Here is a 23323-nt window from a genome sequence, read left to right as displayed (position 1 = left end):
CGCCGCCCTCCTGCGACGTCCCCGGACAGGCGCAAGGCAGGCAGCCCACCCACCCGCCCCCGGTTTTCCGGGCGGCCCCACCGGTAGAACGGACCCCGATGAAGATTCCCTTTGCAGCCGTACTCGCGCTCGGTCTCCTTGTTCCCAGCGCTGCCTTTGCCAAGTCCACCGACCGCAACGAGAACATGAACATCGACTCCGGCGCCCAGTCCGGCGTGCTCACCGGCGATGGCAAGACCGTGCTCTCGCAGGGCGTGACCGTCACCCAGGGCTCGCTGGACATCCGCTCGTCCGAAGCCGAGATCTACCTGAAGGACGGCGAGGCCGTGCGTGCGGTGTTCACCGGCAAGCAGGCCACGATGAAGCAGCAGCTCGACGACGGTACCTGGATGGACGCGGTGGCCGATCGCATCGACTACGACATCAAGACCGAGATCATCACCCTGACCGGCAACTACAAGGTCACCAGCGCGCGCGGCACCAATGCCGGCCAGCGCATGGTCTACAACACCCGCAGCGGCGAGATGAACTCCGGCGGCGATGGCAGCCGCGTGCGCACCGTCATTCCGCCGAAGAACAAGAACCCGGCGGCACAGCCGGCGGCCGCGCCCAAGGCGACGGCTCCGGCCAGCACGCCGGCCAAGCCGGCCGGGAGCAAGAAGTAATGCTCGTCGCCAAGGGCCTGCGCAAGCGCTACAAGCAGCGCGAAGTCGTCAAGGACTTCGGGCTGACCCTCGACGCTGGTGAGGTGGTCGGCCTGCTCGGCCCCAACGGCGCCGGCAAGACCACCTGCTTCTACATGATCGTCGGCCTCGTCGCCGCCGATGCAGGCAGCATCGTGCTCGACGGCAAGGACATCACCAGCGACCCGATGTACACCCGTGCCAAGCAGGGCGTGGGCTACCTGCCGCAGGAACCGTCGGTGTTCCGCAAGCTGACCGTGGCCGACAACCTCCGCCTGGTGCTGGAACTGCGCGAAGACCTGGATTCGGCCGGCCGCGAACGCGAATTGAACAGCCTGCTCGACGAACTGCAGCTGGGCCATGTTGCCGACCAGCTCGGCGCCAGCCTGTCCGGTGGCGAGCGTCGTCGCTGCGAGATCGCCCGCGCACTGGCCGCGCAGCCGCGCCTGATCCTGCTCGACGAACCGTTTGCCGGTGTCGACCCGATCTCGGTGGGCGAAATCCAGCGCATCGTCACCCATCTCAAGCAACGTGGCATCGGCGTGCTGATCACCGACCACAACGTGCGCGAGACCTTGGGAATCTGCGACCGCGCGTATATCCTCGCCGAGGGCACCGTGCTGGCCCAGGGCTCGCCGGAGGCGATCCTGGACAACGCCGACGTACGTCGCGTCTACCTTGGGGATTCCTTCAAGCTGTGACCGCTGGCGCCGGGTCCCTTTCCTTCCGTTCGGCACAGGCATGAAGACTCGGCTGCAGACATCGTTGGGACAGCAGCTGGTGCTCACGCCCCAGCTGCAGCAGGCGATCAAGCTGCTGCAGATGTCCACGACCGAGCTGGAGCTTGAAATCGCCCAGGCCGTGGAAAGCAATCCACTGCTGGACTGGGCCGACAGCAACGACAGCAGTGCCGCCAATGAAGGCGTCGACAGCACGGATGCCGACGCCTCCGCCGAACGCACCGACAGCGGCGACGACTGGGCACCGGCCGAACTCGACTGGAGCGCCGCCGGCAGTGGCGGCAGCTTCGATGATGACGATGACACCGGCAGCGCCGCCGAGCGCGTGGCCGAAACCGAGACGCTGGCCGACCACCTGCTGTGGCAGCTGCACCTGTCGCATCTTTCCATGCATGACCGCAGCATCGGCGCTGCGCTGATCGATGCCTTGGACGACGACGGCTACCTGCGCGAACCGCTGGCCACCATCGCCGAAACCCTGCTGCCGTCGGTCCATGCCGATGAGGCTGAAATCCTTGCAGTGCTGCATCGCATCCAGCGCTTCGACCCGGTCGGCGTTGCCGCGCGCACGCTCGGCGAGTGCCTGCAGCTGCAGCTGGACGTGTTGCCTGCCGACACGCCGGGGCTGGCGCTGGCGCGACAGATTGCCGCAGGGCCGCTGGAACGGCTGCCGCGCAGTGGCGTCGCCGGGCTGGCCCATGAACTGAAACAGCCACTGGACGAGGTCGACACGGCGGTCGCCCTGCTGCGCTCGCTGGACCCGCGCCCGGGCACGCAGATCGCGCCGCTTTCGCAGGACACCTACGTGGTGCCCGACGTGGTGGTGTGGCGGCAGAACGGCATCTGGCGCGCGGCGCTGGCGGCCCACGCCGGGCCGAAGGTGGTGATCCACCGGGGCTACGAACAGCTGATCCGCCGCTGTGGCGAGGCCGACGCCGGCTACCTGCGCGGCCAGCTGCAGGAGGCGCGCTGGCTGCTGAAGGGCCTGCAGCAGCGCGGCGAAACCCTGCTGCGGGTGGTGCGCAGCCTGATCCTGCAACAGGCAGGCTTCCTCGAATTCGGCGAGCAGGCGCTGCGCCCGCTGACCCTGCGCGAGATCGCCGCCGAGCTGGGCCTGCACGAATCCACGGTGTCGCGCGCGATCGCCCGCAAGCACGTGCGTACGCCGCGCGGCACCCTGCCGCTGCGCGCCTTCTTCGCCTCGGGCATCGATACCGAGGGCGGTGGCGAGGCGTCCAGCACGGCCATCCAGGCGATGATCCGGCGCCTGATCGACGATGAGAACCCGCGCAAGCCGCTTTCTGACGCCAAGCTGGCTGACCTGCTCAAATCGTCGGGAATTCCAGTAGCGCGGCGCACCGTGGCGAAGTATCGTGAAGCCATGAACATCTCCGCCTCGCACGAAAGGGTCAGAATCGCTTGACGCGCCGCCGCGCCCGGCGGAGAGGTTCATTGGCACATCCGAACACAGGAGAAACCCGATGCGCATCGAAACGTTTGGCAAAGACGTCGAAGTCACCCCGGCCCTGCAGTCCTATGTAGAGGAGAAGCTGGCCCGGATCGGAAAACACTTCGACCAGCACTGCGAAGCGCGGGTGACCCTCAAGCTGCAGAAGACCGAACACCACGTCGACGCCAGCCTCAACATTCCGGGGCAGACCCTGCACGCCGAGGCCGGCGGCCAGACCATGTATGCCGCGATCGACCTGCTTGCGGACAAGCTTGACCGCCTGGTCATCAAGCACAAGGAGAAAAAACAGCAGCACGCACCGCTGCCGGTGGGCGACAATGGTGGCTGATCGCCACCGTTCCCCGCAGACATGCCCCTGACTGACCTCCTGGCGGCCGTGCAGACCCAGCTCTGCACGGCCACCGACCGTGACAGCGTCCTGCAGGCCGCCGCCGGGTTGCTGGCCTGCCGCCAGGCCAACGCCGAACAGATCTATCTGAACCTGTGCCAGCGCGAAGCCCTGGGCAGCACCGCGATCGGCCACGGTATTGCCATCCCCCACGGCCGCGCGCCGACCCTGGACCGCCCCCGTGGCGCCTTGCTGCGTCTGGCGACCCCGGTCGATTTCGGCGGCGATGAGCCGGTGGACCTGGTGTTCGCGATGGCCGTCCCCGCCCACTACACCCACCAGCACCTGATGCTGCTGTCCGAGCTGGCCGAGCTGTTCTCCGCGCCCGACATCCGCCAGGCCCTGCGCGAGGCGGGCGATGCCCGGGCCCTGCGCGAGGCGCTGGACATGACCCCACCTGCGAGTGCCGCATGAATACCAGCATCACCGCCCGTGAACTGTTCGAACAGCAGCGCGAGCGGCTGGGGCTGCGCTGGGCCGCCGGCAAATCCGGAGAGAAGCGCGAGCTGGAGGCCGGCAACACGGTCTCGCGGCGCCCCTCGCTGGCCGGCTACCTCAACGCCATCTATCCCAACAAGGTGCAGATCCTGGGCACCGAGGAACTGTCCTGGCTGGATGCACTGGAACCGCGCCAGCGTTGGGAGACCATCGAAAAGATCATGCAGTCGCATCCGCTGGCGCTGGTGCTGACCCGCAACCAGGCGTGCCCGGAAGACCTGCGCGCCGCCGCGGACGAATCCGGCACACCGCTGTGGCTGTCGCCCAAGCGCGGCCACGAACTGCTCAACCACCTGTCCTACCATCTGGCGCGTACGCTGGCGCCGCGGGTGATCCTGCACGGCGTGTTCATGGAGATCTATTCCATCGGCGTGCTGATCACCGGTGAGGCCGGGTCGGGCAAGAGCGAGCTGGCACTGGAACTGCTCAGCCGTGGTCACCGCCTGGTCGCCGACGACGCCCCCGAGTTCACCCAGATCGCCCCGGACGTGCTCGACGGCACCTGCCCCGAACTGCTGCAGGACCTGCTGGAAGTGCGCGGCCTGGGCGTGCTGAACGTGCGCGAGATGTTCGGCGACACGGCTGTAAAGAAGAACAAGTACCTTCGGCTGATCGTCCACCTGACCAAGCCGATGACCGAACCCACCCCGCATGGCTACGAGCGCCTGACCGGCGACTCGGGCACCCGCCATGTGCTGGACCTGGACGTTCCGCTGATCACCCTGCCGGTGATGCCTGGCCGCAACCTGGCCGTGCTGACCGAGGCCGCCACCCGCCTGCACATCCTGCGCACCAAGGGCATTGACCCGGCGGCCATGTTCATCGCCCGCCACAGCAATCTGCTGGAACGGCGAACACCCTGATTCCCCTGCCCCTCGAAGAGCCTGTCCATGAGCACCGCAACCCCCACCGCCCCGACCCTGATCATCGTCAGCGGCCTGTCCGGCTCGGGTAAATCCGTCGCCCTGAAGACCTTCGAGGACCAGGACTACTACTGCTCGGACAACCTGCCGATCCACCTGCTGCCGGACTTCGTGCGCAGCCTGCTGGCCAACCATGACGGCAGCGCGCCGCGCCGGCTGGCGGTGGGCATCGACGTGCGCGGCCAGGCCGACCTGAGCCAATTGGGCGACTGGCGGCAGCTGGCCGCCGATGCCGGCGTGGAAGTGAAAGTGCTGTTCTTCGAGGCCAGCGATGAAACGGTGCTCAAGCGCTACGCCGACACCCGTCGTCGCCATCCACTGAGCCAGCTGGGCCTGTCGTTGCCCGAAGCGATCGCCCGCGAGCGCGAGCTGACCGCGCCGTTGCGCCGAGAGGCCGATGCGGTGATCGATACCAGCAACCTCAACGTGCATCAGCTGCGGCGGCGGATCATCACCGAGTTCGCGATGGACCATGCCACCGGCCTGTCGCTGCTGTTCGAATCGTTCGCCTACAAGCGTGGCGTGCCCGCCGAGGCGGACTTCGTGTTCGACGCCCGCGTGCTGCCCAATCCACACTGGGACCCGGACCTGCGTGCGCTCAGCGGCCGCGAACCGGGCGTACGCGATTACCTGGAGGCGCAGCCGGACGTGCAGCGCTACCTGACCCAGCTGATGGATTTCCTCGATACCTGGCTGCCGAAACTGGGCGACGGCACCCGCAGCTACGTGACCGTGGCATTCGGCTGCACCGGCGGCAAGCATCGCTCGGTGTTCCTGGCCGAGCGCATGGCCCGGCATGCCCGCGAGATGGGCTGGGAAGACGTGGCGACCTACCACCGCGAACAGGATTGAAGGTGGTCGGCCGGGCTGCGCCCGGCACCCGCTGGTAGTGCCGGCCGCTGGCCGGCAACAGCAACAGCAAAAGCGGCATTCCGAGGGATGGCGAGGCGGTGTGGGTAGGCAGGACACGCCGTAAACCCCGCTCCGCGGTCCGGCCCAGCCGCTGGCGGCTGTGCGTTCGGGCGCTTGCGAAGCAGTGCTTCGCAAGCAAAGCGCCCTCACCCCTGGGGGCTCGATGGCGCCATCCATGGCGCCAACGGTCCTGCCCACCCACACCGCCCCGCCTCTGACAGATTCCGTGTGCTGTTGGTGGGTGTCGACCTTGGTCGACACAGTAGATCCACGCCATGCGTGGATGAATCCCGGTCAGGCATCGAAAAACGCATGGGGTCGGATCCCTTTTCCAGGGGAAAAGGGCCCTGACCCCGGTAACGCTGAATACGGGACACAGTACCCCTCATCTGCTGCTATCGCCGATTCACCTTGACCTGTTAACGTGCAGTAATGACCTGTGGCATTCTCCTCGTAACACATCCCGGGGTCGGGACCGCCCTGCTTGACGTGGCGACCCGGCTCCTGCGGCAATTGCCGCTGAAAACCGAAGCTTTCGAAGTACCGTTCGACGCAGACATGGACGCCCTGCTCCCGCTCGCCTCGGCCGCTCTGCGGCGGGTCGACAGTGGTGAGGGCGTGCTGATCCTGACCGACCTGTACGGCGCCAGCCCCGCCAACCTTGCCGGGCAGCTGGCCCGGCTGGGGACCCCGGTTCGCCGGGTGTCGGCGCTGAGCCTGCCGATGTTGCTGCGGGTGATGAATTATCCGGAACAGGGACTGGATCAACTGCCCGCCACAGCCGCGGCGGGTACCCGTAATGGAGCGATAGTCGACGATGCTTGAACGAGAACTCACCGTCAGCAACCGCCTGGGCCTGCATGCCCGGGCCACCGCCAAGCTGGTGCAGACCCTGGCGCCGTTCCGCTGCAACGTGACCATGGCCGCCAAGGGCCGTGAGATCAACGCCAAGAGCATCATGGGCGTGATGCTGCTGGCCGCCGGCCAGGGCACCCCGGTCACCGTGCGCATCAACGGCGAAGATGAAGCCGCTGCCATGGAGGCGGTAGTCGGCCTGTTCGAACGCCGCTTCGACGAGGACAGCTGAGCGTGCCACGCGCACGCGCCGGCCAGCTCCCCTCCGGCCAACGGCCGGTACAGCTGTTGGCCGGCCACGGCGCCGCGCGCGGAACGGCGATGGGCCGGGCACGCGTGCGACTGCCGCATGCACTGGAAGTGGCCGAGCAGCGCGTGGCCGCCCATCAGGTCGAGGCCGAACTGGCCCGCCTGCACCGTGCGCTGGATGCCGCGCGTACGGAAATGCACGAACTGCGTCAGCGCCTGCATGGCGCACTGAACCAGGAAGTGGGCGAGTTCCTCGACCTGCACGCGTTGCTGCTGGACGACCCCGAGCTGCTGTATGGCCTGGACGAACTGATCCGCAGCGGCCCGTACAGTGCCGGCTACGCGCTGCGCCTGCAGCGTGACCGCCTGGCCAAGGTCTTCGATGGCATGGACGATGCCTACCTGAAGAGCCGCATGGACGATCTCGACCATGTGATCGGGCGCATCCACGCCTTCCTGCAACCCGAACGCCCTCCAGTGATGAAGGGCCTGGCCGGCGAGATCCTGGTCTGCGACAACATCGCTCCATCCGAACTGGCACAGCTGCAGGCGCAGGGCGTGGTCGGCATCGTCACTGCCGCCGGCAGCGCGCTGTCGCACAGCGCGATTCTGGCGCGCAGCCTGCACCTGCCCCTGATCGTCAACGTGCCGCAGTTGCTCAGCCGCGTTGCCGACGGCGACGTGCTGATCATCGATGGTGCCGACGGCAGCATCACCGCCAACCCGCTGGCCGACAACCTGCGTGACTACCGCGCGCGCCTGAAAGAGCACGCGCGCGAGCAGCGCGAGCTTGGCCGCCTGCGCAGCAAGCCCAGCCGTACCCGCGACCAGGTCGACATCGCCCTGCTGGCCAACGCCGAATCGCTGGAGGACGTCACCCAGGCGCATGCGCTGGGTGCGCAGGGACTGGGCCTGTACCGCACCGAATTCCTGTTCCTGCAGCGCAACGAACTGCCGGACGAAGAAGAACAGTTCCAGACCTATCGCGATGCCGCGCTGGGCATGAGCGGTCGGCCGGTGACCATCCGCACGCTCGACCTGGGTGCCGACAAGGCCGATCGCACCGGCCTGACCCTGAGCAACGAAGAAAACCCGGCACTGGGCCTGCGCGGCGTGCGCCTGTCGCTGGCACGGCCCAAGGTGGCCGACACCCAGCTGCGCGCGATCCTGCGCGCCTCGGCCTACGGCAAGCTGCGCGTGCTGGTACCGATGGTCAGCACCCGCGAGGAACTGCTGGCGGTGCGCCGGCGCATGCTCAAGCTGGGTGAACAGCTGCGCGGCGAAGGCCACATGGTGTCCGAGCACGTGCCGCTGGGCGCGATGATCGAAGTCCCGGCGGCGGCACTGGCACTGGAAAGCTTCATCGACCTGGTCGACTTCCTGTCGATCGGCACCAATGACCTGGTGCAGTACCTGCTGGCCGCCGACCGCAACAACGAGGCGCTGGGGGAACTGTATTCGCCGTTGCACCCGGCGGTGCTGCGGCTGTTGCAGATGGTGATCGAGACCGGCGCACGCCACCGCATCCCGGTGGCGGTCTGCGGCGAGATGGCCGGTGATGCCCGGATGACCCCGCTGCTGCTGGCGCTTGGCCTGAGCGAGTTCAGCCTGCACCCCGGCACGTTGCTGGAGGTGCGCCGCGCGATCCGCGAAGCCGACCTGTCCGTGCTGCGTGCCCGCGCACCGAAGCTGCTGGCCGCGCGCGACCGCCGCGCCATCGAACGCTGGCTGGCGCTGGTGGCCGATACACCCTGAGCGCCCTGCTGATTCGCCGGGCATGCACGCGCGGGGCCAGATCCCTTTTCCTGTGGAAAAGGGATCTGGCCCCAGCCTCCCGTCGGGGTATGCGTTGCAACATCCCCTTGCGATAATGACGCGCTGAACACCCCTGTTGCCGCATCCTTGCCGGGATCGCGGCTTTTCTCATCCCGCGGGAGCTGCGATGGCTGAAGCTGTACGCCACGACAAGACTGCGCGCCAACTGCGGATGTTGTCCGATGCACTGGACAGCGGCCGGCTGGGCCCGGTGCGTCGCCTGGTCAATACCCTGGCCCCGGCCGAGATCGGCAACCTGCTTGAATCGCTGCCGCCGGGCAAGCGCGAGGTGGTGTGGGGCCTGGTTGATCCGGAAGATGACGGCGAGGTTCTGGTCCACGTCGGCGAAGACGTGCGCGAAAGCCTGCTCGCGGACATGGACCCGGACGAGATCATCGCCGCGGTCGAAGACCTGGACATCGACGATCTGGCAGATCTGGTCGAAGACCTGCCGGATACGGTCATCGACGAAGTCCTCAAGTCGATGGACCGCGAGAACCGCGAGCGCCTGGAACAGGTGCTGTCCTATCCCGAGGACAGCGCCGGCCGCCTGATGAACCCGGACGTGGTAACCGTGCGCGCCGACGTCAACGTCGACGTGGTGCTGCGCTACCTGCGCCTGCGCGGCGAACTGCCGGACCACACCGACCACCTGTTCGTGGTCAGCCGGCGCCATCAGTACCTCGGCCGGGTGTCGCTGGCGGCACTGGTGACCCACGAGGACACCACCCCGATCAACCGCCTGATCGACGACGAGCAGCCGGCCATCGACGTCGGCGAGAGCGACCAGGAAGTCGCCCGCCAGTTCTCCGACCATGACTGGATCTCCGCCCCGGTGGTGGATGAGAACAACATCCTGGTCGGTCGCATCACCATCGATGACGTGGTCGACATCATCCGTGGCCAGGCCGAGCACCAGGCGCTGGGCGCCGCCGGCCTGGACGAGGACGAGGACCTGTTCAGCCCGGTCTGGCGCGCCATGCGCCGCCGCCTGATGTGGCTGTCAGTGAACCTGTGCACGGCCTTCCTGGCCTCCAGCGTGGTCGGCCACTTCGAGGGCACGATCGACAAGCTGGTGGCGCTGGCGGTGCTGATGCCGATCGTGGCTGGCCTGGGTGGCAATGCCGGCACCCAGGTACTGGCGCTGATGGTGCGCGGCCTGGCACTGGGCCAGGTGGGTGCCTCCAACGCGCGCACGCTGCTGTGGAAGGAAGTGCGGGTGGCCGCGCTCAATGGCCTGCTGCTCGGCTCGATCCTGGGCCTGATCGTGCTGGCCTGGTTCCACTCGCCCGGGCTGTCGGCGGTGATCGCCATCGCACTGACCTGCAATCTGCTGTTTGCGGCACTGGCCGGCGTGCTGGTGCCACTGACCCTGAAACGCTTCGGCTTCGACCCGGCGCTGGCCAGCGGCATCTTCCTGACTGCCGTGACCGACTCGATGGGCTTCTTCACCTTCCTCGGCCTGGCCACCCTGGTGCTGCTGCACTGATCCCCGCAGGGTCGGATCCCCGCCACGCGGGGCTCTGATCCGCTTCCCTTGCTGGAACATCCCATGGCAACAACGATCGAAAACTACTTCCAGCCCGGCTGGCGCGACCAGCAGCACACCTGCCCGGCCTGCGAATGGAAGGGCTGCTCGCGCGCCATGGTGATGGAGCTGGACGAGGACGCCACCGAGTACGACTGCCCGGTCTGCGAAAACCCGTTGCTGGTGGTGCTGCACCCGGACATGGCACAGGTGCAGGCCGCGGCCGCCGAAGGCAATGCCGAAGCACAGGAGCAGCTGGACATCATTGCCAGTTTCCCGCGCCCGCAGTGATGCGGCGCATGATGCCGCGTTGACCTGCGGCGGACTAGGATGCAGCTGACCTCGCTGCCCTGGGACACGCCATGCTCCGTTCGATTTCGCGCTGGCTGCCCTTGCTGGCGGTCCTGATGATGACCGGCTGCGCCTCGATGCCGGACAGCGCACGTGGTCGCTTTGAAGGCCGTGCCGTGAAGGTGGACGGAGAGACCGCCTACTATCAGGTGTTCATTCCGGCCGGCGTGCAGGCCGGCGCTCCCACCAACCTCCCGGTCATCCTGTTCCTGCACGGCTCCGGTGAGCGCGGCGGCGATGGCGTCAAGCAGACGCACGCCGGGCTGGGCCCCTACCTGCGCGAGCATCCCAACTTCCCTGCCCTGGTGGTGTTCCCGCAGGCACCGCGCCATTCGGAATGGAGCGGCCGCAACAACCGCATGGCGGTGGCCGCGTTGGACGCGACCATTGCCGAGTTCGGTGCCGACCCGACGCGCCAGTACCTGACCGGCATGTCGATGGGCGGCTACGGCAGCTGGAACATTGCGCTGGATAACCCGCACCGCTTTGCCGCGCTCGTGCCGGTGTGCGGTGCCGTGTTCGCACCGCGCGCGAAGCGGCCGACCCTGTTCGTCGAACAGGTGGCCCAGGAATCCGATCCGTATGCCGTGATCGCCAAACGCCTTCAGCACACCCCCATCTGGATCTTCCACGGTGCGCTGGATGACGTGGTGCCGCCGGACGACGACCGCAGGCTGCATGCCGCATTCCAGAGCGCCAACGCGCGTGACGTGCGCTACACCGAGTTCCCGGAAGGCAACCACAATGCCTGGGATGCCACGTATGCGGACCCGGCGATGTGGGAATGGCTGTTCGCGCAGAAGCGCTGACCCTAGCGTCCGCTGGTTGCCCACCAAGGTTGGAGCCTGGTTTGGGTAGGTACCCACTAAGGTTGGAACCTGCTTTCGGTGAGTGCCAACCTTGGTTGGCATTGACTGCTCTGGTAGCTGCCAACCTTGGTTGGCACTGGCCTACCCGAATCCAGACCATTTCCTGATGTTCACGGCAAGAAGGCACGCACATGCTTGCTCCATGCAGAACACCAGACTCCTGATCGGTCGCCGCTCCAGCGTTGGGCTCAGCTACATCCTCACTACGGTGGTGACAGGCCGCGCGCCGCTGCTCGCCAGCGACGATGTCGCCGCCCTCGTAGCGCGGGAGTTCCAGCGACTTGATCAGGAAGGCTTCACCCGCTCGATTGCCTACGTGGTCATGCCAGACCACATCCACTGGCTGGCCGAACTGCGCGCCGGTCACGGGAAACCGTCATGAAGCGTTTCAAGTCGCGAACAGCCCAGCAGGCAAACCGGCTGCTGGGGCGAGCCGGGCGCTTCTGGCAGGCCTGCTATCACGATCATGCGATCCGCTCTGACGAATCGTTGCACCGGCATGCGATGTACCTGTTGGGAAATCCGATCAGGGCCGGGCTGACGACGCGGTTGGGGCAATTTCCCCATGCATGGTGCGAATGGGAGCTCGAAGCCTTGTGTGATCGGTTCGACGACATGGGCGCGGATGGATAGTGCCAACCAAGGTTGGCATCTACCAGAGCGGTGCGCGGACAAGCCGAGCGGTGAGCGTGTCACCCAAGATTTGCACCCACCAGGGCGGTCAGCCCAGCAGAGTTTCCAGTACAGCCATGCGCACGGCGACGCCGTTGGCGACCTGGCGCAGCACCCACGACTGCGGGCCGTCGGCCACGTCGTCGGTCACTTCCACGCCACGGTTGATCGGACCCGGGTGCAGCACCGCGGCATCCTTGCCGGCGCGGGCCAGGCGTTCGTTGGTCAGTCCGTACTGGGCGTGGTACTGCTCCAGCGACGGCACCAGGCCTTCTTCCATGCGCTCGCGCTGCAGGCGCAGCATCATCAGCGCGTCGACGCCTTCCAGCATCGCGTCGAAGTCATCGCCGACCACGCAGCCCTTCAGGGTCTCGTCGTCCGGCAGCAGCGACTGCGGGCCGCACACGCGGATCTCGCCCACGCCCAGCGTGCGCAGCGCATGCAGGTCGGTGCGGGCTACGCGCGAGTGCTTCACATCGCCGACGATCACCACCTTCAGCTTCGAGAAATCCGGGCCCTTGGCCTGGCGCAGGGTCAGCATGTCCAGCAGGCCCTGGGTCGGGTGCGAGCTGCGGCCGTCGCCGGCGTTGATCAGTGCGGTGCCCTCACCCGCGGCGTCGGCCAGCGCGGCCACGGCGCCATCATCCGGGTGGCGCACCACGAAGCCGCGCACGCCCATTGCTTCCAGGTTGCGCAGCGTGTCGCAGGCGGTTTCGCCCTTGCGCGTGGACGAGGTCGAGGCATCGAAGTTCAGCACGTCGGCGCCCAGGCGCTGCGCGGCCAACTGGAACGAACTGCGGGTGCGCGTGGACGGTTCGAAGAACAGCGTGCACACCGCCGAACCGGCCAGCACGTGGCGCTTGTTGCCAACGCGGCCGACCGCGGCATCGCGGATCTGCCCCGCCCGGTCAAGCAGCTGCAGCAGGGTTTCGCGTGGCAGGCCCTCCAGGGTCAGCAGGTGGCGCAGGCGTCCGGAGGCATCGATTTGCTGTGCAGTCATGGCGGGAGTCGGGCAGTCAGGGAATGGGGGTGGCGTCGTCCGGCGACGACAGCCAGCGGTCGATGATCACCGCCGCGGCCACGGCATCGAGGGCGGCCGCATCACGGCGGCGCTTGCGCCCTTCGGCGCGCTCGACAGCGAAGCGGCGGGCAGCCTCGACCGAGCTGGAACGCTCGTCGATCATCACCACCGGCAGCTTGAAGCGTTCCCGCAGCTGGCGGGCGAAGCCCTGCGCGCGCTTGCGGTTGGGCTGGTCCTGGCCGTCCAGGGTCAGCGGGTCGCCGACCACCAGACCGTCGGGCTTCCATTCCTTGAGCAGGCGTTCGATCGCGGTCCAGTCCGGGCCATTGCCGTGCACATCGACCACGGCCACCGCGCGCGCATGCGCGGCGAAGGCACTGCCGATGGCCACGCCGATCCGCCGCGAGCCGACATCGAAACCCAGGACCGTGCCGTCACGACGGATGGCCGGGGCAGCAGGATCCGGCGCGGGCGTGATGGGCTCAGACATGGCCGCTGTAGTCGGTCAGCCGGAACAGGTCCACGCCGATGCGCGAGGCCGCACCCTGCCAGCGTTGCTCCAGCGGCAGCTGGAACACCAGTTCGGCATCGGCCGGCACGGTCAGCCAGCTGTTCTCGGACAGCTCGCTTTCCAGCTGCCCTGCGCCCCACCCTGCACAGCCGAGGGTGACCACGGCATTGGCCGGGCCTTCGCCACGCGCCATCGCTTCGAGGATGTCGCGCGAGGTGGTCAGGTACAGGCCGTCGCCCACGGTCAGGCTGGAATCCCATGCGCGCGCGTCGTCATGGATGACGAAGCCGCGCTCGGGATGCACCGGGCCGCCATTGAGCACCATGCGCGCCTGCAGGTCGCCATCGCCGGTGGTGATGTCCATCTGCGCGAGCACTTCACCCAGCGTGTATTCGGAAGGCTGGTTGACCAGTACGCCCATCGCCCCGTTCTCGTCGTGCTGGCAGATCAGCGCGACGCTGCGGGCAAAAGTCGCGTCGAGCAGCGACGGCAGCGCGACGAGCAGGTGATCGGCAAGGGAGGTCGGCGTTACAGGCATGCGCCCATTCTACCTGCTGGGCGCGGGATGGTCGCGCGATGGCGCCGAACGGCGATGGGCTAGGATGGCGCTTTGCCATGGAAGGTCTTCGATGCAGTCTTCATCGCCCCTGACCCTGCCGGCACGCAGCGCCATCGTCCTGCTTGCCCTGCTGCAGGGTCTCATGCTGTATGCCGCGCAGGAGCTGTCCGACGCGTGGCCGTTCCGCGATATCGGCTGGCGCTACTGTTGGTATGCCTGGGCGCTGGCCATTCCGAGCGCGGTGGCGCTGAGCCTGGTCGAGCTGGGCCAGCGCCGACTGTGGCTGCAGGCCGTGCTCGGCTCGGCGGTGGTGCTGGCGCTGGCCGCCTGGATCGGCTGGAACCTCAATGGCGAGACCGCACTGGAATCGGGCGCGTTGCAGGTTCCGTTGACCCTGGGCATTGCCGTGGCGGTGTTCGTGGCCCTGCCCTGGTGGCAGTTCCAGCTGCAGCATGGGCACTGGCGCGCCAGCTATCCCGAGCTGTTCGAGCGCGCCTGGCAGAACGGCCTGACCCTGGCGCTGGCGACGCTGTTCACCGGGTTGACCTGGCTGCTGTTGTGGCTGTGGGCGGCACTGTTCCAACTGCTGGAAGTGAATGTCTTCCGCGATCTGTTCCGCCAGGATGCATTCATCGCGCTGGCCACCGGCAGCCTGGCCGGCTTCGGCGTGCTGATCGGGCGCACCCAGCACCGCGCGATCCAGATCACCCGCCAGGTGCTGTTCGCGATCTGCCGCGGGCTGCTGCCGCTGCTCTCGTTCATCGCCGTATTGTTCGTGCTGAGCCTGCCGCTTACCGGGCTGGAGCCGCTGTGGAAGACCCGTTCCGCCGCCAGCCTGCTGGTGGTGGTGTCGCTGCTGCTGGTGACGTTCACCAATGCGGTCTACCAGCAGGGGGAAGACAGTGCACCCTACCCTCTGGTACTGCGAAGGCTGGTCGAGGCCAGCCTGCTGACACTGCCGGTGTACGCCGCGTTGGCGCTGTATGCATTGGGCCTGCGCGTGACGCAGTACGGCTGGACCGTGGACCGGTTCTGGGCGGTACTCGTCGCATTGGCCGTGGCCGGCTATGCCGTGGGCTATGCGCTGGCGGTGCTGCGCCGGCAGAGCCGCTGGTTGCAGATGCTGGAGCCGGTCAACCGCTGGATGTGCTGGGCGGTGCTGGCACTGGCATTGCTGGGCAACTCGCCGCTGCTGGATCCGGTGCGGCTGACCCTGTCCAGCCAGCTGGCGCGCCTGCGTGCGGATCCGCCGGCGATCACCAGTAGCGACGTCAACGTGCTGCGCTTCGATCTTGGGCGCCGTGGCGTGCAGGCGCTGCGCGAGTTGCAGCGTGATCCAGCCATCACCACCGATGCCAACGCGCCACAGGTGATCGCTGCAGCACTGGCACGTACCTCACGCTGGGACGACGGCCACCGCCTCGACAAGGGGCCGCAGGATGTCGCTGCCCTGCAGCGCGCGCTGAAGCTGGCCAAGGGATCCAGCTCGCCACCGGACGACTGGTGGCAGGCATTGGCCACCCGCGCGATCAATGGCGAATCCTGCGCCCAGAGCGAGCGCGACTGCCTGATCGTGCACCGCGACCTGGACGGCGATGGCACCGGCGAAGTGCTGCTGTGCGAGCTGTACACCCACCGTGGGCCGGACTGCGTGCTGTATGCACGTGGCAGGGATGCCCACTGGCGCCGGGCCGGTTCGCTGTTCGGCACTGTCAGCGGCCAGGCCGAAGCCATCAACCAGGCCCTGTGTGATGGCGAGCTCACTCTCGAACCGCCGCGCTGGCCGATGCTGTCCATCGGCGGGCGCCCTGCGCTGGCCATCGATCCCGAACCCGAATCCAACGAGTCCTCCCCATGAGCGGTTACTGCCTCATCGCCCCGGGCCATCCGGTGCACGACTACTATCACGCCAACGAGTACGGCTTCCCGCAGCGTGACGAGCGCGAGTTGTTCGAGCGGCTGGTGCTGGAAATCAACCAGGCCGGCCTGAGCTGGGAAACGATCCTGAAGAAGCGCGAGGGCTTCCGCGCGGCCTATGACGGCTTCGATGTGGACCGCGTGGCAGCGTATGCCGAACAGGACATCGAACGCCTGCTGTCGGACGCGGGCATCATCCGCAACCGGCTGAAGGTGCTGGCGGCGATCCACAACGCGCAGGTGATCCAGCAGCTGCGGGCCAGCGATGGCAGCTTCGCGGCGTGGCTGGATGCGCATCACCCGCGCAGCAAGGCCGACTGGGTGAAGCTGTTCAAGAAGACGTTCCGCTTCACCGGCGGCGAGATCACCGGCGAGTTCCTGATGAGCCTGGGCTACCTGCCCGGCGCGCACGCCGAGGATTGCCCGGTGCATGCGCGGCTGCTGAAGCTGTCGCCACCGTGGATGCAGGCCGCCGGCGGTTGATGGATATCCGCCGGGCATGGCTCGGCGTTACCACGCGTGGGTTCCGGTAGTGCCGGCCGCTGGCCGGCAATCCCGTTGAACGGTCAAACGCCCATGTAGCGGCCGGGGCGGTGGTTGAACATCAGCACCAGGCTGAGCACCACCGCGCCGATGGCCGAGTACAGCACCTTCGACGGCGACAGCACGAAGAACGCGGCCACCATCAGGCAGGCGTCGTAGGACATCTGCACCTTGCCCGCGCTCCAGCCACGGGTGCGCTGCAGGTACACCGCCAGAATGCCGATGCCACCCAGGCTGGCGCGGTGGCGGATGAAGAACAGGATGCCCAGGCCGGACAACGCACCGCCGACGATCGCCGAATACAGCGGGTTGATGTGCGAGAAGTCGATCCAGCGCGGCAGCAGGTCGGTCAGCACGCCACAGGCGGTGACCGCGGCGAAGGTCTTCAGGGTGAATTCCCAGCCCATGCGCCGCAGCGCCACCCAGTAGAACGGCAGGTTGACCAGCACGAACACCAGGCCGAAGTTCCAGCCCATCGCGTAGTGCAGCAGGAACGCCATGCCCGCCATGCCGCCGATCATCAGCCCACCCTTGGCGAAGATGGCCAGGCCCAGCGAGGCCACCATCGTGGCCAGCACCATGCCCTGCACGTCTTCGGCAATCGAGTGGCGCAGCGCTTTTTCGTCAGCGGTGGTGCCGGCGCTGTCGGGCGGTGGGGTCAGCGGACCAGCGGTGACCAGGTGGCCGTCAGCGTCGTCGCACGGCGCGGAGCCATGGGCGGGAAGAGACATACGGGTGGGGGAACAGCAGGTGGGGAGCGATATTAGACACGATCTGCATGACAGTTGCAGATGAAATCGTTCAGCTGCGCTCGCCCATTCAGATTATTTCGGAGGCGTCACCGGCAGCACGGCCAGCATGTCCTCGCCATCGTCGTCCATGCCGGTCTCGACGAACCCGAAGCTGCCGTAGAAGGCGCCGGCCACCGGATTGCGGGGGTTGTAGCAGATCTCGATCTCGGCCAGCCCGGGCGTGGCCCGGATCTGCGCCAGCGCCAGTTCCAGCGCGCGGCGCCCGATGCCTCGCCCCTGCCAGCGCTGGTCGACCATGAAGCGCCAGATCGAGATGCGCTGCGGCGTCTCCGGCACCCACATGAAGAACCCGACCAGCTCGCCATTGGCCTGGATGGCACGGGTCTGGTAGCCGGGATGGAATGCGGCCTGCACCAGCGACCAGGTGTTGCCGGCGACGAAATCCTGCTGCGCCTCACTGACCTCGAGGTCGCACACGGCTTCGTAGTTGTCGACGGTGATCGCGTCCAACGTGACCTGCATATGGGCGTCCTGCCTCGGGATGAACGCCCAGTCTGCCTGACTCTGGATGCCGTGTGGCCAGGCCCCACACGACCGTTCAGCGCAGCGTTGCCTGCCTCATCCCTTCTCGGCCAGATGGTGCGCCACCAGCGCGTTGGCGTGGCCATGGCCCAGCCCATGCTCGCTTTTAGGGAAGCTGACCAGTTCCATGTGCTTCAGCCCAGGCTGCTTCGCCAGCAGGCCGAACCAGTGCGCCACCGGCTGACCGTAGGTCTTCTCGATGGAGGGGAAATACGAGGCCGGGCCTTTCGGCTTGGTGTCAGTGCTCATGCGGAAGCTCCTTGCGTTGGATGTACCGGTACGACGAACCGGGGAGCCGGAAATCGACAGATCCGTTCAATCCGGGAGCCGTATCATCCGGTCATGCCCCGTGAAAATCTCAACGACCTGCAGGCCTTCGTGCACGTTGCCCGCGAAGGCAGCTTCACCAAGGCCGCCGCCCAGCTGGGCGTGTCCCAGTCCGCGCTCAGCCATGCCATGCGCGGCCTGGAACAGCGCCTCGGCGTGCGCCTGCTGACCCGCACCACCCGCAGCGTGTCCACCACCGAAGCTGGCGCCCGCCTGCTCGAGACCCTCGCCCCACGCCTGGCCGAGATCGAGGACGAACTGGCCGCGCTGGCCGAGTACCGCGAGCGCCCGGCCGGCACCATCCGCATCAACGCCACCGGCCATGCTGCCGAGTACCTGGCCTGGCCGCGGCTGGCCCCACTGCTGCAACGCTATCCGGACCTGAAGGTGGAACTGACCACCGACTACGGCCTGGCCGACATCGTCGCCGAGCGCTACGACATCGGCATCCGCCTCGGCGAGCGCCTTGCGCGCGACATGGTCGCGGTGCCGATCAGCCCGCCGCTGCGCATGCGCGTGGTCGGCGCGCCCAGCTACTTCCGCCAGCACGTGGTGCCACGACATCCGGACGACCTGGCCGGGCACAACTGCGTGACCCTGCGCCTGCCCACGCATGGGGGACTGATGCCGTGGGATTTCGGCCAGGACGGCAACGAACTCAGTGTGCGCGTGTCCGGCCAGTGGACCTTCAACACCATGGGCATGACCCGCGCCGCTGCGCTGGCCGGCAGCGGACTGGCCTGGCTGCCGGAAGACCAGGTGCAGCCGATGCTGGACGATGGCCGCCTGCAGTCGGTGCTGGACGACTGGTGCCCGCACTTCGATGGCTACTACGCGTACTACCCGTCGCGCCGCCACGTCACCGTGGCGATGCGCACGGTGCTTGATGCGCTGCGCGAGCCGATGGGGTGAGGGTTAAGGAGTGCGGACCAACGGTCCGCACCCACCACCAACGTCCGCACCTACCGGCGGTCCGTACCCGCCTGATGGTCAGCCCTTGGCCTGCGCCGCACGCTGCGGGTTGTAGCGCTCGCCAACGATCGACACTTCGTCCAGCGCCTGCGCGATGCGCTGCAGTTCCTCCGGCGCCAACTGCAGGTCGGCCGCGCCCAGGTTTTCTTCCAGGCGATGGACCTTGGTGGTGCCCGGGATCGGCACGATCCAGGGCGCCTGTGCCAGCAGCCAGGCCAACGCCACCTGCGCCGGTGTCGCGCCACGTGCTGCGGCAATCGTGCCAATGCGATCCACCAGCACCTGGTTGGCGCGGCGCGCCTCCACTTCGAAACGCGGCACGGTATTGCGGAAGTCGTTGGCGTCGAAGGTGGTATCGGCGTTGATCGCGCCGGTCAGGAAGCCGCGGCCGAGCGGGCTGAACGGCACGAAGCCGATGCCCAGTTCCTGCAACGTCGGCAACAGTTCGCGCTCCGGCTCACGCCACCACAGCGAGTACTCGCTCTGCACGGCGGCAACCGGCTGCACCGCATGCGCACGGCGCACGGTGGCGGCACTGGCCTCGGACAGGCCGAAGTGGCCGACCTTGCCCTCAGCGATCAGGTCGCGCACGGTGCCGGCGACATCCTCGATCGGCACGTTCGGGTCGACGCGGTGCTGGTAGAACAGGTCGATATGATCGGTGCGCAGGCGCCTGAGGCTGGCTTCGGCCACCGCGCGGATGTTCTCCGGGCGGCTGTCCAGGCCGGTGTCGACGCGCGCGTCCTTGAAGCCGAACTTGGTGGCGATCACCAACGTGTCGCGATACGGCGCCAACGCTTCGCCAAGCAGGTCTTCGTTGGTGTACGGGCCATACACCTCGGCGGTATCGAAGAAGGTCACGCCACGCTCGACGGCGGCCTGCAGCAGGGCGATGCCCTGGCTGCGCTCCACCGGCTGGCCGTAGGCGTGGGTCAGGCCCATGCAGCCCAGGCCCAGGGCGGAAACCTTCAGGCCGCTGCGGCCGAGTTCACGTGTCTGCATCGTCGTGCTCCAGAGGGGGAGCGCTGACGATACGCCCGCTTGGGCGATGGATTGAACCGACTGGATGGCAGTCGGTCATGACTGGAATTCATCAATCCAGTCACGACCGATGCCGGCCGGGTCACCGGATCTCGGAGATCTCCACGCCGTCCAGCCCCTGCGACAGGGTACGCGCGTCGCCGCCCTGGCTGAGCTTGATGCGCAGGCGCACCTCGTTCTGCGAATCGGCGTAGCGCAGCGCGTCCTCATAGCTGATCTCGCCGGCCTGGTACAGCTCGAACAGGCTCTGGTCGAAGGTCTTCATGCCCAGCTGGACCGAGTCCTTCATCACTTCCTTCAGCTTGTGGATCTCGCCGTCGCGGATGTAGTCCTGCACCAGCGGCGTGCCCAGCAGGATCTCCATCGCCACCTTGCGCGAGCGGCCATCGGGCGACGGCACCAGCTGCTGCGCGACCACGCCCTTGAGGTTCAGCGACAGGTCCATCAGCAGCTGGTTGCGGCGATCTTCCGGGAAGAAGTTGACGATGCGGTCCATCGCCTGGTTGGCGTTGTTGGCATGCAGGGTGCACAGCACCAGGTGGCCGGTTTCGGCGAACGCGATGGCGTGGTCCATGCCTTCGCGGGTACGCACCTCGCCGATCATGATCACGTCCGGCGCCTGGCGCAGGGTGTTCTTCAGCGCGGCTTCCCAGCTGTCGGTATCGATGCCGACTTCGCGCTGGGTGATGATGCAGCCCTCGTGCTTGTGCACGAATTCGATCGGGTCTTCGATGGTGATGATGTGGCCGGTCGAGTTCTGGTTGCGGTAACCGATCATCGCCGCCAGCGACGTCGATTTACCGGTGCCGGTGGCGCCGACGAACAGGATGATGCCGCGCTTGGTCATTGCCAGCGTCTTGATGATCGGCGGCAGGCTCAGTTCTTCCACGGTCGGAATGCGCGTCTCGATGCGACGCAGCACCATGCCGACCTGGTTGCGCTGGTAGAAACAGCTGACACGGAAGCGGCCGACACCGGACAGGCCGATGGCGAAGTTGCATTCGTGGGTCTTCTCGAATTCCTCGCGCTGTGCCGGGGTCATCACGTTGAGGACCAGGTCGCGGCTCTGCTGCGGCGTGAGCGGGGTCTGCGTGATCGGCGAGATCTTGCCGTTGACCTTCATCGCCGGCGGCATGCCGGCGGTGATGAACAGGTCCGAGGCGCGCTGGTGCGCCATCAGCTTGAGGAACGAAGTGAAATCGATGGTGGTCGCGGTGGTGTTCACGGCGGGCTCCCAATGGGGCATGTACCAGGAAACGGTCGGTGGAGGAAACGGCGCGGGAACGGCGGCGCACTGGCGCACGCCGCCCCGCTGCTGCCCCGCCTTACTCGAACAGGCGCTTGTCCTTGGCGTACTCGCGGGCCTGGTTGCGGGTGATCAGGCTGCGCTTGACCAGGTCCTGCAGGTGCTGGTCCAGGGTCATCATGCCGTACTGCTGGCCGGTCTGGATGGCCGAGTACATCTGCGCCACCTTGTCCTCGCGGATCAGGTTGCGGATGGCCGGGGTGCCAACCATGATTTCCCACGCTGCGGTACGACCGCCACCGACCTTCTTCAACAGGGCCTGCGAGATCACCGCACGCAGCGATTCGGACAGCATCGAGCGCACCATCGGCTTTTCACCGGCCGGGAACACGTCGATGATGCGGTCGATGGTCTTGGCCGCCGAGCTGGTGTGCAGGGTGCCGAACACCAGGTGACCGGTCTCCGCGGCGGTCAGCGCCAGGCGGATGGTTTCCAGGTCGCGAAGTTCGCCGACCAGGATGATGTCCGGGTCCTCACGCAGAGCCGAGCGCAGCGCTTCATTGAAGCCATGCGTGTCACGGTGCACTTCGCGCTGGTTGATCAGGCACTTCTGCGAGGTGTGCACGAATTCGATCGGATCCTCGACGGTGAGGATGTGGCCGTATTCGTTCTTGTTGATGTAGTCGATCATCGCCGCCAGCGTGGTCGACTTGCCCGAGCCGGTCGGGCCGGTCACCAGGATCAGGCCCTGCGGCTGCTGGATCACCTCGCGGAACAACGGCGGGCAGGCCAGGTCCTCGAGGGTGAGCACCTCGGAGGGAATGGTACGGAACACCGCACCGGCGCCGCGGTTCTGGTTGAACGCGTTCACACGGAAGCGCGCCAGCGACGGGATCTCGAAGGAGAAGTCCACTTCGAGGAATTCCTCGTAATCGCGGCGCTGCTTGTCGGACATGATGTCGTACACCAGCGCATGGACCTGCTTGTGGTCCAGGGCTGGGATGTTGATCCGGCGAACATCGCCGTCCACGCGGATCATCGGCGGCAGGCCTGCGGACAGGTGCAGGTCGGACGCTTTGTTCTTTACGGAAAACGCCAGCAGTTCGGCGATATCCATGAGCGGCTACTCCCCAATAACGGCTTCGACTGGAAGGATCTTTCCCCGGGCGGCAGTATAGCCTCCTGATTCAACGGAACGCGTTACGTGGCCACTCCCCTGCCCCAGATCCTGAGCAACCTGCATGCCGCCGCCGAGGCCGTCGGCCGGCCCGATCCGCGCCTGCTGGCTGTTTCCAAGACCCAACCGGCCGAGGCCGTGGCCGCGCTGGCTGCACAGGGCCAGCATGCCTTCGGCGAGAACTATGTGCAGGAAGCGCTGGCCAAGATGCAGGCGCTGCAGCACCTGGCGCTGGAGTGGCACCTGATCGGCCACCTGCAGTCGAACAAGGCCGAGGCCGTGGCCACCCACTTCGATTGGGTGCAGAGCGTGGACCGGCCCAAGCTGGTGACGGCGCTGGCGCGCCATCGCCCGGCCACACGCGGCCCGCTGAATGTGCTGATCCAGGTCAACATCGACGATGAATCCAGCAAGCACGGCTGTGCTCCGGAAGAAGTGGACGCACTGGCCGCTGCGATTGCCGCCGAGCCTACCCTGCGCCTGCGTGGCCTGATGGCGATTCCCGCGCCGTGGCCCGAGGCCGAGCGCCGTCGGGATGCGTTCGTGCGCATGCGCACACTTTTCCAGTCGCTGGCCGCCCAGCACGCGCAGGTCGACACGCTGTCGATGGGCATGAGCAGCGACTACGCCGAAGCCATCGCCGAGGGCGCCACCCTGGTGCGCATCGGCACCGCCCTGTTCGGCGCGCGCCCGCGCCCGGCCTGATTTACCAAGGAGACTC

The 23323-nt window shown here is 67.1% G+C and carries 28 protein-coding genes; 19 read left to right on the top strand and 9 right to left on the bottom strand.

All coding sequences use genetic code 11. The features are described 5' to 3' along the window. The first annotated feature begins 98 nt into the window (after nt 1–98). The 15 genes from lptA to EGM71_RS20940 all read left to right on the top strand — a co-directional run bounded on the left by lptA (nt 99) and on the right by EGM71_RS20940 (nt 11915). Entirely contained in the window at nt 99–665 is a 567-nt protein-coding gene (gene lptA / locus EGM71_RS04970; protein WP_188488157.1) for a lipopolysaccharide transport periplasmic protein LptA, read from the top strand. Beyond that, entirely contained in the window at nt 665–1384 is a 720-nt protein-coding gene (lptB, locus tag EGM71_RS04965; RefSeq protein WP_005415558.1) for an LPS export ABC transporter ATP-binding protein, read from the top strand. The genes lptA and lptB overlap by 1 nt, the downstream gene beginning before the upstream one ends. Nucleotides 1385–1424: 40 nt before the next feature. After that, nucleotides 1425–2846 carry an RNA polymerase factor sigma-54 gene (locus tag EGM71_RS04960; RefSeq protein ID WP_188488155.1) on the top strand — a complete coding sequence of 474 codons (1422 nt, stop codon included), beginning with the start codon at nt 1425–1427 and terminating at the stop codon, nt 2844–2846. A gap of 58 nt (nt 2847–2904) precedes the next feature. After that, nucleotides 2905–3222 carry a ribosome hibernation-promoting factor, HPF/YfiA family gene (gene hpf / locus EGM71_RS04955; protein ID WP_005415556.1) on the top strand — a complete coding sequence of 106 codons (318 nt, stop codon included), beginning with the start codon at nt 2905–2907 and terminating at the stop codon, nt 3220–3222. Between the two features lie 21 nt (nt 3223–3243). Then, on the top strand, nt 3244–3696 hold the full coding sequence (locus EGM71_RS04950) for a PTS sugar transporter subunit IIA (protein ID WP_032130191.1): 453 nt from the start codon (nt 3244–3246) through the stop codon (nt 3694–3696). After that, nucleotides 3693–4643, top strand: a complete 951-nt coding sequence (hprK, locus tag EGM71_RS04945) for an HPr(Ser) kinase/phosphatase (RefSeq protein ID WP_005408388.1) — start codon at nt 3693–3695, stop codon at nt 4641–4643. The genes EGM71_RS04950 and hprK overlap by 4 nt, the downstream gene beginning before the upstream one ends. 27 nt (nt 4644–4670) lie before the next feature. Then, nucleotides 4671–5555, top strand: a complete 885-nt coding sequence (rapZ, locus tag EGM71_RS04940) for an RNase adapter RapZ (RefSeq protein ID WP_188488153.1) — start codon at nt 4671–4673, stop codon at nt 5553–5555. A 492-nt stretch (nt 5556–6047) separates the two neighbouring features. Next, nucleotides 6048–6440 carry a PTS sugar transporter subunit IIA gene (locus tag EGM71_RS04935; RefSeq protein WP_032958481.1) on the top strand — a complete coding sequence of 131 codons (393 nt, stop codon included), beginning with the start codon at nt 6048–6050 and terminating at the stop codon, nt 6438–6440. Next, the gene (locus EGM71_RS04930) at nt 6433–6702 is read left to right on the top strand and encodes an HPr family phosphocarrier protein (protein WP_005408385.1); all 270 of its coding nucleotides are present in this window, start codon (nt 6433–6435) and stop codon (nt 6700–6702) included. Before EGM71_RS04935 ends, EGM71_RS04930 begins: the two co-directional genes overlap by 8 nt. 2 nt (nt 6703–6704) lie before the next feature. Continuing rightward, nucleotides 6705–8474 (top strand): phosphoenolpyruvate--protein phosphotransferase, encoded by a 1770-nt coding sequence (gene ptsP / locus EGM71_RS04925; protein ID WP_188488151.1) that lies wholly within the window; start codon nt 6705–6707, stop codon nt 8472–8474. Between the two features lie 187 nt (nt 8475–8661). Continuing rightward, nucleotides 8662–10023, top strand: a complete 1362-nt coding sequence (gene mgtE, locus EGM71_RS04920; protein ID WP_110711405.1) for a magnesium transporter — start codon at nt 8662–8664, stop codon at nt 10021–10023. A gap of 63 nt (nt 10024–10086) precedes the next feature. Next, complete coding sequence (locus EGM71_RS04915; protein ID WP_188488149.1) at nt 10087–10353, top strand: hypothetical protein; 267 nt, start codon at nt 10087–10089, stop codon at nt 10351–10353. A 71-nt stretch (nt 10354–10424) separates the two neighbouring features. Continuing rightward, nucleotides 10425–11222: a prolyl oligopeptidase family serine peptidase gene (locus EGM71_RS04910; RefSeq protein WP_188488147.1), complete on the top strand. Its 798-nt coding sequence runs from the start codon at nt 10425–10427 to the stop codon at nt 11220–11222. Between the two features lie 202 nt (nt 11223–11424). Then, complete coding sequence (locus EGM71_RS20945; protein WP_317608635.1) at nt 11425–11664, top strand: hypothetical protein; 240 nt, start codon at nt 11425–11427, stop codon at nt 11662–11664. Continuing rightward, the gene (locus EGM71_RS20940; RefSeq protein ID WP_317608634.1) at nt 11661–11915 is read left to right on the top strand and encodes a hypothetical protein; all 255 of its coding nucleotides are present in this window, start codon (nt 11661–11663) and stop codon (nt 11913–11915) included. The genes EGM71_RS20945 and EGM71_RS20940 overlap by 4 nt, the downstream gene beginning before the upstream one ends. Nucleotides 11916–12003: 88 nt before the next feature. Here the strand turns inward: EGM71_RS20940 and EGM71_RS04900 are convergent, their stop codons facing one another. The 3 genes from EGM71_RS04900 to EGM71_RS04890 are packed head-to-tail and all read right to left on the bottom strand — an operon-like array spanning nt 12004 to nt 14024. Beyond that, nucleotides 12004–12954 (bottom strand): aspartate carbamoyltransferase catalytic subunit, encoded by a 951-nt coding sequence (locus EGM71_RS04900; protein ID WP_142807420.1) that lies wholly within the window; start codon nt 12952–12954, stop codon nt 12004–12006. Nucleotides 12955–12970: 16 nt separating this feature from the next. Beyond that, nucleotides 12971–13465, bottom strand: coding sequence for a Holliday junction resolvase RuvX (gene ruvX, locus EGM71_RS04895; RefSeq protein WP_188488145.1), 495 nt, complete (start codon nt 13463–13465; stop codon nt 12971–12973). Continuing rightward, the gene (locus EGM71_RS04890) at nt 13458–14024 is read right to left on the bottom strand and encodes a YqgE/AlgH family protein (protein WP_005408377.1); all 567 of its coding nucleotides are present in this window, start codon (nt 14022–14024) and stop codon (nt 13458–13460) included. Before EGM71_RS04890 ends, ruvX begins: the two co-directional genes overlap by 8 nt. A 91-nt stretch (nt 14025–14115) precedes the next feature. Here EGM71_RS04890 and EGM71_RS04885 point away from each other — a divergent pair, with 91 nt between their 5' ends. Together EGM71_RS04885 and EGM71_RS04880 are read left to right on the top strand one after the other, a co-directional pair. Beyond that, a complete protein-coding gene (locus EGM71_RS04885; RefSeq protein ID WP_188488143.1) occupies nt 14116–15903 on the top strand; it encodes a DUF4153 domain-containing protein in 1788 nt (595 codons plus the stop codon). After that, on the top strand, nt 15900–16445 hold the full coding sequence (locus EGM71_RS04880) for a DNA-3-methyladenine glycosylase I (RefSeq protein WP_188488141.1): 546 nt from the start codon (nt 15900–15902) through the stop codon (nt 16443–16445). Before EGM71_RS04885 ends, EGM71_RS04880 begins: the two co-directional genes overlap by 4 nt. 83 nt (nt 16446–16528) lie before the next feature. On the opposite strand, the gene EGM71_RS04875 is transcribed toward EGM71_RS04880, so the two are convergent. The 3 genes from EGM71_RS04875 to EGM71_RS04865 all read right to left on the bottom strand — a co-directional run bounded on the left by EGM71_RS04875 (nt 16529) and on the right by EGM71_RS04865 (nt 18088). Then, the gene (locus EGM71_RS04875) at nt 16529–17236 is read right to left on the bottom strand and encodes a YitT family protein (protein WP_094002035.1); all 708 of its coding nucleotides are present in this window, start codon (nt 17234–17236) and stop codon (nt 16529–16531) included. Between the two features lie 93 nt (nt 17237–17329). Beyond that, a complete protein-coding gene (locus EGM71_RS04870; RefSeq protein WP_188488139.1) occupies nt 17330–17779 on the bottom strand; it encodes a GNAT family N-acetyltransferase in 450 nt (149 codons plus the stop codon). Nucleotides 17780–17875: 96 nt separating this feature from the next. After that, nucleotides 17876–18088, bottom strand: a complete 213-nt coding sequence (locus tag EGM71_RS04865; RefSeq protein ID WP_188488137.1) for a DUF4287 domain-containing protein — start codon at nt 18086–18088, stop codon at nt 17876–17878. A gap of 93 nt (nt 18089–18181) precedes the next feature. Here EGM71_RS04865 and EGM71_RS04860 point away from each other — a divergent pair, with 93 nt between their 5' ends. Next, the gene (locus tag EGM71_RS04860; protein WP_188488135.1) at nt 18182–19078 is read left to right on the top strand and encodes a LysR family transcriptional regulator; all 897 of its coding nucleotides are present in this window, start codon (nt 18182–18184) and stop codon (nt 19076–19078) included. A 78-nt stretch (nt 19079–19156) separates the two neighbouring features. Here EGM71_RS04860 and EGM71_RS04855 read toward each other — a convergent pair whose 3' ends face one another. The 3 genes from EGM71_RS04855 to EGM71_RS04845 form a co-directional block, all read right to left on the bottom strand. Next, complete coding sequence (locus tag EGM71_RS04855) at nt 19157–20140, bottom strand: aldo/keto reductase (protein WP_188488133.1); 984 nt, start codon at nt 20138–20140, stop codon at nt 19157–19159. 121 nt (nt 20141–20261) lie between these two features. Then, the gene (locus tag EGM71_RS04850) at nt 20262–21425 is read right to left on the bottom strand and encodes a PilT/PilU family type 4a pilus ATPase (protein ID WP_049400675.1); all 1164 of its coding nucleotides are present in this window, start codon (nt 21423–21425) and stop codon (nt 20262–20264) included. A 79-nt stretch (nt 21426–21504) separates the two neighbouring features. After that, on the bottom strand, nt 21505–22542 hold the full coding sequence (locus EGM71_RS04845) for a type IV pilus twitching motility protein PilT (RefSeq protein WP_004147099.1): 1038 nt from the start codon (nt 22540–22542) through the stop codon (nt 21505–21507). 87 nt (nt 22543–22629) lie between these two features. Between EGM71_RS04845 and EGM71_RS04840 the strand changes: the two genes are divergently transcribed. Further along, nucleotides 22630–23307 (top strand): YggS family pyridoxal phosphate-dependent enzyme, encoded by a 678-nt coding sequence (locus EGM71_RS04840; protein WP_188488131.1) that lies wholly within the window; start codon nt 22630–22632, stop codon nt 23305–23307. Nucleotides 23308–23323 lie beyond the last annotated feature (16 nt).

Origin of the sequence: Stenotrophomonas maltophilia (assembly GCF_006970445.1) — a bacterium.
Lineage (GTDB): Bacteria > Pseudomonadota > Gammaproteobacteria > Xanthomonadales > Xanthomonadaceae > Stenotrophomonas > Stenotrophomonas maltophilia_AU.
The sequence above is the reverse complement of the archived record's forward strand: the minus strand, read 5'-3'. Positions and strand labels throughout refer to the sequence as shown.